The following is a 12221-nucleotide window of genomic DNA, read 5'->3' on the forward strand; positions in this document are numbered from 1 at the left end:
CGAAAATCTGCGCAGCGCATCTTTTCGCGACTACACTATAGAAGAGCCCGCGGCAGGGCTCAGCCCTGCCCGATGGCGGGCGCGGACCGTGCAACGACTTAATGCTGCGCTGCCGTCGCCACGGCCAGGGGCTGCGGCCCCTGCACGCGGTGCTAAGAAAAGACTCGAACAGGTTACGCAAAGCTCTCGGCGCAAGGAGAATGACGATTGAAGACGATCGCTTTCGACGAAATACTTCCGCTGGCCGATTACCAACGGGTGCGCGAGCGGCTGCGCCCCCTGTTTATTCATGAGAAGGAACGGCGCCGGCTCCATGTCGGATCGCATCTGACGCTGCTGTTCGAAAACGCGCAGACTGCGTGGTACCAGATCGAAGAAATGATCAGGGCCGAGAAAATGACGGAGCGCGAAGCGATTGCGCACGAAATCGACACTTACAACGAATTGCTTCCGGCCGCGGGCGAAATTGCCGCGACGCTGTTGATCGAATACGCCGAGGCGCAGGAACGCGACGCCGCTTTGATCCGGCTGGTCGGACTGGAACGCCACTTGTGGCTGAAGGCGGGAGCGCAAAGGATCGCGGCGAGATTCGACGATCGTCAGATGTCAGGCGAAAAAATCAGCGCGGTCCAATTTGTCAGGTTCAACATGGAGGGCGTGGACGCGGCCCGGTTGCTTGAACTCGCCGGCAAGGGCGAGGCAGCGGTGGAGGCGGATCACCCGAGCCTGGCGGCACGCGGCGCGATCGGCGGACTGCTGGCGGCGTCGCTGGCGGAGGATCTGCGCTAGCGGGAGATTGAATGCGGAACCCACCGTGGGTTCCGGCAGGGGTGACCCCTGCACCCAGTATTAAGGCCGCCCGCCGTTGGCGGCGGCATGAAGGAAGAATCACCTGCGCGGTGGGCGGCAGGGGCTGCGGCCCCTGCACCCGCAGTGAGAAGACGCGAAAATCTGCGCAGCGCATCCTTTCGCGACTGCACGATGGAAGAGGCCGCGGGTAGGGGTGACCCCTGCACCCAATGTTAAAACAAAGATGCGGCCTGACGGCCTGTTAGAAGGGTAAGGGGGAATTTACCTCGCCCAAGTCAGGATGCCATGGCCGACGCCGGCATAGTGCACAAAGACGAACACCGAATCCGGCATTCCGGATTCGGTGTTCGCTGTTTCGTGGTTTCGGTAAGAGTTAGTCCCGGGTGGCGCTAACTGTGGACGAGCCGGTAGGTACCGGCGTGGGCGTGAACGCCGACAGGGCAACGCCGACCGGCAAGTTCATTTTTGCGTGCGGTCCTGAAACGATCAGCGTCGGGGGAATATCGCCGCCGGTCGTAGGAAAATCGGTAAACATCAGCAGCGAATTGTTGCCGGCGTTTACGACGTACAGCGCGTTGTCGGCCGCGTCGATCGCGATGCCCTCCGGAACATTGAGTTTCGTGTGTCTGCCTTGAATCACGCCTTCCAGCTGGCCTTCGAAGAAGAAGGTAGCGGTATTGAAATTCGTGAACGGATAGAAGATTTTGATGCTGTTATCGCCGTAGTCTGTCACGTACACGTCGTCATCCTGGTCGACCGCAGCAGCTATCGGTTGTTGCAATGTGCCCGCAGTCGCACCGAACAAACCCATTAGGGAAGTCGGATATGCGTCGCCGGACGAGCCAGGAGCATACACGGTTACGTACCGAGGGGCACACGAGAGGTCGAAGGCGTCGGCGCCGGCGTTGTTCACGACGAACAGGTAGCCAGATTCGTCAAACGTGAGGCCTGCCGGGCCCGCCAAGAGACTGAAGCATCCGCCGATGGTGGCGTTCTGCGTGTAGGGGTGTAGGCTGAACGGGTTGATCGCGTCCACCGTCCAGTTGCCCAAGGGTGCAACCTCGCTGCTGTAGGCGGGGTAAGCAGCCAACGTCGATCTATCATACATGGTAATCGTGCCCAAGCCCGTGCCGGGCGCGATCGGCCCCGCCCCGCACACTCCGGGGTGATGCTTGGTAGGTTCAATGTTCGAGGGCGCAGGCGCGCAGGCGGCCTGATTGCAGGTAAGTGTAGGGTTGGGATTCCAAGGGCAGTCAGGAGAGCCGCCTACAACGGGGAACTGATTCGCAACCGCCACGACATCGTGCCCGGGATTGACCCCATCGTAGGGGCTTTCAAACGCCACGCCCTGGGGATAGAAGACGCCGGTAGTGTTGGGAGCACCGAACGCGAAATTCGGTGAGCAAATTATATTTTCCGGCGCTGAGTTGCCGGTCGACTGTGGCCCGAAGAGCTCGACCAAACCGGTGCCATAGGCGGGAGCGGTCGCGGGCTCGCCAAAAGGACCGCAGCCGGTAATATCGAAAAAGTCGATCGGTATCGCCACCGCGATGTGATCGTCCACCGAGCTCACTGAGTCGCCAGCCGCACCGGTGCTGGCGCCCAAAAGCGTGGCCGGGCCTCTGATCCAAAATTCAGGCCTGGCATTGTGCCTCGAACCGGCGGCGAATGTCTCGAGGCTGCCGTCGAAAACAGCGCCATAACTGGACACAACGACCGTGTCTTCCAGAACGTTGGCCATGGAGATGTTAGTCTTTTTCTTAGATTTCGCGTAGCTGGTGCCCGCTGTCCCCGCGACGAGCGCAGCGACGGCGAACACCACGGCCACGAGCGAAAGCCGCCGAGCGACCCCCATAAGCTTCAGCGCCCGTGGGTGCGCCAATGAGATCCCATCCCTGCCTTGAGTCATCGCCTGCATCCTTCCATGCGTCATTGTTTCTAACCCCCGCCGAGTCGAATCGGTGTCCCGTCTGCTGACCCAATCAGCCTAGAAAACCCGCGCGGCCGTCAGTTCGTTCTCCTCTCCCCGCGGAGCCAACGCAGGCCCCGCCAAGTTCCGGAAATCGCCCCGGACGCGCATTCGGTCGTCGTACCTACACTGATCAGACGACAAATTCAAGTGCGACGTAACTCTTTGTTCATGATCGCAGTTGACGGTCAATCCAGAATCAAGCGTGCGAATTGCGTCCAATCAAGACGGAACTTTATTCATTTGCCCGGGGGGATCGCAACTGCCGCCCGGTATAAGGGCCCACGAAGCGGGCTCAAGACTCTGCTCGGCTGATATTTCCCCGGCAGCAGAACCCTGAATCGCGCGCGCCCGTGGGCACGGGGCAGGGGTGACCCCTGCACCCACCGTTAAGAAAAGACACCCGTGGGCACGGGAGGCCAGTATTGAGAAGAGGAAACAGGGCGCGCGGTAATCGGACTCTCACTTCGTCCTCTCCCTGGCAGGAGAGGAAAATAAAAATAAAGCGGTTTCGCTGTGCGCTCCGCCCCGTATCAAATTGAAACGACCGAATCGGGAATCGCCAATATCACGCGGCGCTTAACGGACGGTTGCCAACGCATTACCGGCGCATGCACCCTTCTTGACAAGGCATGGGGGGGAATGATACCTAAGCCGCGTTCGTAGATTCTTGCGCGCGAACGGGGAATGAGTGTCTGACGCTTGCCTGGTGGACAATCGGGCGAGGAGTCGTAACCACGAGGGCTCCAGCTTGGGGGTGACTATGCAGAACGGGAATCAGGGATTCGGCGGAACGCGGTGGCGGAGTCTATTGGTGGCCGCCGTGGCAACGGTCGGGACGCTATGGACATCGGTCGCAATGGCGACGATCACACAGGGTGATTTTTCAGTCTTTGGGTTTTTCGAAACTCGCGATGCGGGTCGCTGGGGCGAAGGCAGCTCGAGCATCGACTCGACGCCGACGAGGTATGTTAATTCGGGCACCCAGAGGTACGCGATGCCCGGGCAATCGTTCGGGATGACGGGCGGCAGTTTCGATTTCAATCATTGGGATCTGGTCGAGCAGCGCAACCTTGCAGACGTGCGGCCCGATTACCACATGATCAAGAACTACAAGTTCCTCGGCCGCTTCGACACGCTGCTAATCAAAGATGCGGACTTCTTCGCGTACTACCGGCCCTGGTACGACTCATACGGTTCGTTAAAGAACGATGGCCGGCAGAGGCCGAACACGGACGTGATCCCGTACTCAGCGCAAGGAGGCAGCGCGCTGCAACAGCAGTACTTCAAGGACGATCTGCGCGAGTATTATGCGCAGTTGAACTTTACCGACAACTTCTCAGCACGTATCGGCAAGCAGCAGGTCATCTGGACGGAAGCCGACGCGCTGTCAGGAACCGAAGTCACCAACCCGGTCAATGCGTCATGGCACGGAGTTTACGGCGCAGAGTCGCTCGAAGACGTGCGCACAAACGTGCGGATGATCAAGCTGAACTACATCCTGCCGGATTTCTTGAAGACCGCCAACAACGAGATTGAGGCCTTCGTCATCCCCGGCGACTTCCAGGGCGCTGGGATTAACACCCAAACAGACCCGCGCAACCCGTGGGCTGTTCCGGCCGCACTGTTCGGTGGCTGCCATGTTTGTGGCTCGGGGCTTGACAGCCCGTTTCCGTTTAACATCAACCAGAACGGGCAGATGGTAAACGTCAATCAGGTGCCCAACACCATTGGATGGAACTCCGCACAGTCGATGATCGCGCTGCCCTTCGGCCCCAAGATTGGCGGGCGCCAAACGTATCAATATTACGACGTTGTGCTGAAGACTCTGGGCAGGAGGCCATCAAACTCCCTGGAAAACAGCGAGTTCGGAGCACGTTATTCGACCCTGCTGCCGATTGGCAACGGACTCCAGGCCAGCTTCATCTACTTGTACGAATACCGCGATGCACGCCCTTCGAATTGCACGAACTGCGGGCCGGCCGCGGTGGGCGAGCCGGGCGCGGTTGGCCTTGGCGGTGCCTTCCCGGGCGACTTCATAGCCCCCGGGATTTTTACCCACCGGCCTCATGCGGGTGTGCCCGTGGGCGGTATGTTTGAGGTCCTTTCCGAGGTCAACTATAGGCGCAACAGTTTTTTCGGCATGACGGGAACCTATTACGATAAAGACCTGACCGACATCGTGTACCGCTATGACATTTTGTACCAGCCGGATCACGCGGTGGGCGTTCCGACTTTCGTCAGCCCGACGGGATCGGCCTGGACCCAGCTTACCCGCTGGATTATCGCGGGCGACCGTCCGACGTACATCCCCTGGCTATCGAAGCAGCACACGTTCCTGACGGCTCAGTACACGCTGACGTGGCAGCCGGATCGCCCGATGGATGCGACGACCATCCTAACCTCGGCCGGCAAGGACCGTGAGATCAGCAACATCGCGTTCCTGTCGGCAACGAACTGGCTGATGAACGGGCAGTTGACGGCCGGCAACGTGATCCTGTGGGATATCGACGACAACGTCGGCGAGCTGTCGACCACCAACGTTTACCGGTATTCACGAAACATTCTGCTCGGGTTGAATGCTGAGTGGTTCATCGGACGCAGCGGGCGCTTCACCGATCCGTACCTGCTGAGCCGCGAGCAGCGTTTCAACGAGCTGGAGTTCACCTTCACCTACGAAATCTAGAAGTCGATTGGACTGATCGGGCGGCTGTGGCATATGCTACAGCCGCTTTCTTTTTTCCGGCAGGATGAGGACATCGCTGCGTCGAGTGGCCTGCGACCGGGTTTTTTCGGCTTCATCTGCCACGCCGGCCGCGCATATCGCGATGGACGACAATCCACAGACAGACTGGTACCTGGTTCGCACGAAGACCGGCAAGGAGCGCTGGGTCCGCGATCAACTCGCCAACGCAGTGCCGGAGGTGTTTCTGCCGATGCTCAAAGCGAAGGCGCCGCGATGGGGACGGATGGCGGTGTCGATAGCTCCGCTGTTTCCATGCTACGTGTTCGCGAGGTTCGATCTTCAGCGCCAGTACTTCGAGGTAAAATATATGGCCGGGGTGCGCGCGATTGTGTCGGCGGGAATCGATCCGCTGGCGGTGCCCGCGGCGATAGTGTCGGAGATTCGCCGCCGCGGCGTGGACGACGTGATCGAAATAGCCGACAAACCATTCGGCAGCGGAGAGCGGGTGGTTGTGGTTGACGGTCCGTTCCGTGGATTCGAGGCGATTTTCCAGCGTTATCTTTCCGGCGCGGAACGAGTCGCGATTCTGCTCAGTGCCGTCGAATCCGGGGGGCTGCGCGTCGTGCTCTCAGCCTCGGCGGTCGCCAAAGATAGCTGATAGATGCGGTCGGCGGGGGCACTCACAATTATCCGCGCAATGCTGGTGAGCATGACGCTCGCGTGCGCGGCATGTTCCACGAGTTCGCCGGGATTGGCGATGCCCAAAATGCTGGGGCTCGCGGGACAGCCCAACCTGACGTCGTTTCTGGATGTGCGATTCGGCGATTCGCTGTATCGCGTGCAGAACAAGTTTCCATCCGGGGCGATGGAGACGGCGCCCTACGGCGCCGATACCTACCGAATAGACAATATCGAGGTCGGTTCAATCCGCTACGAGCAGGTGAAGTACGAGTTCACGAGCTATTCGGGCATGCAGCTCGTAATGGCGTGGTTCACGCCTGATTCGAGTGGCAAGGTGCTCGATAAGCTGGTCCAAGCGGTCGGTCCGCCGAGCGAGCAAAACAGCTCCAAGGGCAGCGCTCCTGCCGACACGCGGGCGTTCTGGCAGCTTCCGCACGGCGAACGCGTCATCTATGACGGTCCCAAGCGATTCGTCGCAGTGTTGGGGCCGGGCGGCGGCCCACTGAAGCAAGACGCTGCAGAAAACGAAGCACTGGACAGCCCGTAGCCGCAGATTGTGCGCAAGGGCAGGGCTATCGCGTACGCGCATCAGACACGCTCGTTATCGTGCTTGTGAGGATGAAAGCGCTTGACGTTCGTTTCATTAGCGTGTTATAACGCGTCTTCGGAGTTCTCGACGGTAATAAACTAACCAAATTCGATTACTGCAGAGTCGCGTAGGGTCGCGGGCTGCGGTTGGGAATCTGGACGGCGGTCGCTCAATTTTGGCGAATGATGCCCAAGCCTGACAGCATGGGATGGCGGACGCGTGCCCAAATGGTACGCAAATCAAAACGCTGCTTGTCTGCCCATGACCAGCTTTGGCCCTTTCTTTAAGCGGAAATTTAGCTATCATGGCGAGGCTCAGACTTTAGCTGGCATCCGAGGTGGTCGCGCGAGCCGCGGGGAGTCATACCATGCGTAGTACTAATAAACATGCAGTTCTCACAACGCTACGAAGTCTGATCGTTCTACTCGCGCTGGGTTCCTTATTCTCTTCCCTCGCGCACGCACAAATCGGCGATTCCGGCGGCGCAGCGCTCGGCGGCGCCGGGGGCCTGGGCGGCTCCAGCAGCGCGGCAAGCGCGCAGGACGACGGCGCCAACAGCGATTCCCCGCAGGGCGCAGTGAGCAACGCGGTGAGCCGCGGATGCGTCGAGCCGGGTGACCCGAACGCGGCCAACTCCGGCCTGCCGTCGTGTACGAATTCAGATAACGACGGCGGTTCCGACCAGCCCGCCCAAGCGGGCCCGTCTAATCTTTCCGGCGGTGCGTCGGCGATGCGTGGCGCGCAGGGCTTCGCCAATACGATCAATAAGCAATCGATGGCTGCGGTCATCCAGCAGCTTGGAATTTCGCCCGACGAGCTCGGCAGCTTGAAAAGCGAAATGGCGTCGGGCGGTCTCAGTTCTGACGACATGCAGGAGCTATGTCTCCATTTTGCGGCGAAACAGCTGGGCGCCGGTGACGTTGCCGGAATCGCAAAATCGCTCGGCCTGAGCTTCACCGACCAGCAGATGGCACAGCTGAGAAGTTGCACGGGGCTTGCGGGGCAGGACGGATCGGACGAGACAGCGTCGCCCGGGCGGCAGATGGGGACGGCGGCGTCGGGGGCAAATCCGAGTCAGCCGGTATCATCGGTTGAATCGCAATTCCGCTCGCTCGATTCCGCTGCCGCGCCCGCCGCGCCGAGCACGCGCAATCTGCAGCAATTCGGCTACTCGCTGTTTGCCTCGCGCGTTTCGACCTTCGCTCCGGTCGCCAACGTTCAAGTCAGCGACGACTACGTGATCGGTCCCGGCGACCAGCTCAAGATGCTGATGTGGGGGCGAATCAACAACACGCTGAATCTGACCGTCGGCCGGGAAGGCTCGGTGAGTATTCCCGAGATCGGTCCGCTGCAGGTGGCGGGCTTGACCTTCGCGCAGACCAAGCAGCTGATCGAGGGTCACGCCGGACAAATCACCGGAGTCAAAGTCGACGTCACGATGGGCAAGCTCAAGACCATCCAGGTGTTCGTCGTTGGCGAGGTCGAGCAGCCCGGCGCCTATACCGTGAGCGCGTTGTCGCACGTATCGAACGCGCTCGGCGCGGCCGGAGGAATCACCAAAATAGGCAGCCTGCGCAAGGTCGAACTTCGGCGCGGCAATCAGCTCGTGCGCACGATCGATCTGTACAGCTTGCTGCTCGCCGGCAATGAGCAGGGCGACGAGCAGCTGCAGCCCGGCGATGTGATCTTTGTGCCGGTCATCGGGCCGGTGGTTGGAATGATCGGCGACGTGAAGCGGCCCGCCATCTACGAGCTCGGGCGCTCCGGCGAGCCGCTCGACTCGGTCATCAAGCTCGGCGGCGGAATCAGCGCGTTCGGCTACTCGCAGCGGGTGCAGGTCGAACGGGTCGCCGATCATCAGAAGCGAATCGCGCTCGACGTTGATTTGAACGAGCTGCGCTCGCAGCGCTTCGACATCCGCGACGGCGATCTGATCAAGATTTACCCGGTGCTGCCTGCCCAGCAGGACGTCGTGATTGTACGCGGCAGCGTCAATCGCCCGGGCAAGTTCGAATGGCATCAGGGAATGCGGGTCGCCGACTTGGTGGAACTCGCCGAAGGGGTCGCGCCGCATACCTTTTTCAAATACGCGCTGATTCGCCGCAAAGAGGGCAAGGCAAAGACGGTGCGGCTGGTGCCGGTCGATCTCGGTGAAGCGCTGTCGGCCAATATCAGCGGGCCGCAGAATCTCAGCACGCTCAACCAGGAAGACGAGCTGACCGTGTTCAGCGAATCGCAAATGAAGTATCTGCCGACCGTGCAGGTCTTCGGCGAGGTGCGCAATCCCGGCTACTACGTGATGAGCCAGGGCATGCACGTGAGCGACCTGCTTTACCTGGCGGGCGGTCTCAAGGATGACGCATATCAGAAAGCGGCCGAACTCGCGCGCACCCAGGTCGTCAGCGGCTGAAGCGCAAACATTAAACTAAGCAAAGCCGGGGGAAACACGGTGAACAGGAATCATTGGCTGATGGCGGAAATGAGGGCGTGCGTGGTAACGCTCGCGATCATGGGAATGCTGGCGCTGGCGGCGTGGCAAATGCTGGGTCTGACTTCTTGGTCCAATTGGCGATGAAAGCGGACGGCCCAAGGGGCGAGCGCAGCAGCGTCGCGCGGCTTGATGCGCGTTTTCCTCAGCTCGGAATGAATTTCCGGTAAGGCTTTGCCAGGGCGGCGCTCGGTGACTGTTGCCCATTTTCGGTACTGGTTCAGTTTGCCTACCCGACAAACTGAGCTGGCGCCCGAGATCGCGCAACTGGTTGCGGGCGGTCACGCGGGCAGCGAAGGTCAACAGCACGCGTCTCCGCCGCGAAGCTCAGACTGCGACGGGCGCGAATCTGATTGATCGATTACGGCCGAAAAGGGCAATTCATACCATTGGTGGTGGTTTCGGGACGGCTCCGTTCCAGGCGTAGCTTTGTTCCGTCAGAAATTATTTCTGCCGCAGGCCGGTGTCGCCCGATTTCGGGTGAGCCGGGCGAGTACGGGATATCCTGGCGGTTGACCATAGCGTACGCATAGCACGCGAAATCCGGCGGGGGCAGGCTGAATAGTTCATCCCCTTCATCGAAACTGAACCAGTGCCCCATTTTCCAAGCAGGCGATATGGGCCGCAGTGATTTGAAGACCGGCCGCACGTTAAGGCGGACGAGCAGCCTTTCGCCGCTGCTTGAGTTTTCTCAGCACGGGAAGGATTCCCGCTCCGCAGTTCGGACAAGGCGTTAATGCGGTAGTACGGGCCATTGGCGTCTTCCTAGCAGGAGGCGCGACCGGACGGAAGATCGGGAGCGGCTCCTGCGCCGCGGCTTTCTGAACGGCCAAGATTTCCTTTAGAAGCGTCTGTTCTGTAATCAACGTGTTCGCGATTTGTTCGATAATAGGTATCGCCTTCGGAAGGCTGTGGATTGGAGTGATGATGTGACCGACCGCGTCATGAATCAAGGCTAAAAGCCCATTCGTGCCGAACCGGCGAAGCTCCTCCGATGAAGGGAGTCTTGCTTTCTGCGGTCGAATATTTCGGCTGACTCTGCCCATATCAGCCAGACGGCTCCTGAAGCCAATGGTCCAAGTTTCTAACTGGGGACCGGACCCTATCATACTTATTAGCGTGAAGCGCTACAGGTAGTTTCTGAGTAATGTGCCGCAAGTGACCAAACGTCCGCATAAACACATAAAGTTTACATGAGCACACAATCAGTGACTAGGCTTTAAAGATGTTGGCCCGGGTTAGCACGCCCGCCTAAAAACCTCTAATCTGCCGAACCCGTCGCTCATTTGTGGTCAGGTAGGCAGTTGAATGGTATAAATGCCACGCTGCTGACGAGGTGCGCCCCCCGCTCACGAAGGCGATAGGATACTTTATTCAAATTTGGGGGTTTGCGCGCCCTCTGAGGAGGCGAAGACCCTGAAACGTGTGCTGGCGCTCGATCTATGACGAGCTGGGTACGCTGAACGACCTGGGACTCGCCGACAGCTATATTTCGGAAATCCAGCCCATCACCCGCGTCGAGGCGGCGCGCATCGCGGTCGAGGCCGAGTCGAAGCTGTCCGAAATGCAGAATCAGAGCGAACTCGCACGCAGTTGCATCAATGCGCTGCGGCTGCAGTTGCCCGAAGAAGTGCAATGGGTCGAGCAGGACCACGAAGACAACCTGCCCACGATGTTCCACCCGGTCGATCGCGTCGAGGGCCAGTACGTTTTGTCGGAGGGCAAGCGGCAATCGGTCAAGACCGGGGCCAGTGGACTCGACTACCAGGAAGGAACCCCGCTGCTGCCGAACAACGACAACCTCCCCACCGACCAGGGGAGCAATGAAGTACTTCGGTGGTCGGGATGGGCCGGGATTGGCGGCTTCGTCACCGGCTACGGCGAAGGCGCGCTGGCGGGTCCGCTGACCGACAGTCCGAGCCAGGCAAGTCGCGCGCAACTGTTGACGGGCGCGGTCGTCGTCAGTCTGGGCAACACGGCGATCTCCTTCGGGCAGGAGGAGATGTCATGGGGGGTCTCGCACTACAACCAACTTTCGCAGTCCAATAACGCGCAGCCGTTCCCGGCCTTGCGCATCCAGAATATTCATCCGGGTCATCTGCCCGGCATTCTGCGTTATCTGGGGCTGTATCGGTATCAAGCGTTCCTGGGCCAGCTCAACGCGGGACGGACGTTCTCGCGGCCGTGGCTCTCCGGCCAGGTGATTACCTTCAGGACGCTGCCGTTCCTGGAATGGGGCATCGATCACACGATCATGTTCGGCGGCAGCGGCAACGACAATTACAGTTCGATGGGATTTCTTGGCGACCTGACCGGTCTTTCGACGGGGAATTCACAGGTTGCCAATACCAACACGCGCTTCGGTATGTTCGCCAAGGCGTACGTCCCGCGGCTGCGCAATAGCCAAGTCTATGGCGAGGTACTGGCCGAAGATTATTTCCTGCCGTTCGGCAAGAGCATCGCCTTAAAGTTCCCGTTCAAGGGACCGTCGTACACTGCCGGAATCTATGTTCCACAGGTCACCCTCGACGGGCGCACCACTGCGCGATTCGAATACGCGCTGACCGACAAAGAGTATTCGATCCACAACGACTCGCTGTACTGGTCCTACGAGAACGCGCTGATGGGCAGTTCGCTCGGGCCGGGCGCATGGCAGGTCAATTTCGAGATCGATCGATGGGTCAATTTTCAGTCGCGCATCGGCGTGGACACTTTCTATACTCGTGGTCAGGCCATCGTAGCGCCGTCGTTCCTACCGCTGGTACGCAACACGGAGACCGGTTACGGCGTCGCGTTTGACTTTCTCCATCTGCCGCTCGAAATCGGGCCGCTCGCAGATTCGCTCGGCGAGATGAAGGCGCGCGCGGGAATCGAATACGTGAGCGATATCAACTACACCAACGCCAACTCTTTCCGCGCTCTTCTCCAGATCAGTTTCGCGTTCACGCCCTCTTGGGGCGGCCTGGTCTGGCGCTAAACGGGAACCGCCGGACTCCGG

8 protein-coding genes are annotated in these 12221 nt (G+C 59.9%); 7 read left to right on the forward strand and 1 reads right to left on the reverse strand.

Features of this window, described 5'->3' with window-relative positions; all coding sequences use genetic code 11:
* Positions 1–207 precede the first annotated feature (207 nt).
* Positions 208–789 (forward strand): DUF3501 family protein, encoded by a 582-nt coding sequence (locus tag VIO10_RS00585; RefSeq protein WP_331957937.1) that lies wholly within the window; start codon positions 208–210, stop codon positions 787–789.
* A gap of 394 nt (positions 790–1183) precedes the next feature.
* On the opposite strand, the gene VIO10_RS00590 is transcribed toward VIO10_RS00585, so the two are convergent.
* Complete coding sequence (locus VIO10_RS00590; protein ID WP_331957939.1) at positions 1184–2638, reverse strand: hypothetical protein; 1455 nt, start codon at positions 2636–2638, stop codon at positions 1184–1186.
* Positions 2639–3593: 955 nt separating this feature from the next.
* Here VIO10_RS00590 and VIO10_RS00595 point away from each other — a divergent pair.
* From VIO10_RS00595 to VIO10_RS00620, 6 genes are all read left to right on the forward strand, one after another.
* Complete coding sequence (locus VIO10_RS00595) at positions 3594–5465, forward strand: hypothetical protein (RefSeq protein WP_331957941.1); 1872 nt, start codon at positions 3594–3596, stop codon at positions 5463–5465.
* Positions 5466–5607: 142 nt separating this feature from the next.
* Entirely contained in the window at positions 5608–6123 is a 516-nt protein-coding gene (gene nusG, locus VIO10_RS00600; protein WP_331957943.1) for a transcription termination/antitermination protein NusG, read from the forward strand.
* A gap of 3 nt (positions 6124–6126) precedes the next feature.
* Positions 6127–6693 carry a hypothetical protein gene (locus tag VIO10_RS00605; protein WP_331957945.1) on the forward strand — a complete coding sequence of 189 codons (567 nt, stop codon included), beginning with the start codon at positions 6127–6129 and terminating at the stop codon, positions 6691–6693.
* Between the two features lie 409 nt (positions 6694–7102).
* A complete protein-coding gene (locus tag VIO10_RS00610; RefSeq protein WP_331957947.1) occupies positions 7103–9145 on the forward strand; it encodes an SLBB domain-containing protein in 2043 nt (680 codons plus the stop codon).
* 39 nt (positions 9146–9184) lie between these two features.
* Complete coding sequence (locus VIO10_RS00615; RefSeq protein ID WP_331957949.1) at positions 9185–9310, forward strand: hypothetical protein; 126 nt, start codon at positions 9185–9187, stop codon at positions 9308–9310.
* Positions 9311–10646: 1336 nt separating this feature from the next.
* Positions 10647–12200: a capsule assembly Wzi family protein gene (locus VIO10_RS00620; RefSeq protein ID WP_331957950.1), complete on the forward strand. Its 1554-nt coding sequence runs from the start codon at positions 10647–10649 to the stop codon at positions 12198–12200.
* Positions 12201–12221 lie beyond the last annotated feature (21 nt).

The organism is Candidatus Binatus sp. (assembly GCF_036567905.1).
In the GTDB taxonomy this organism is placed as follows: domain Bacteria; phylum Desulfobacterota; class Binatia; order Binatales; family Binataceae; genus Binatus.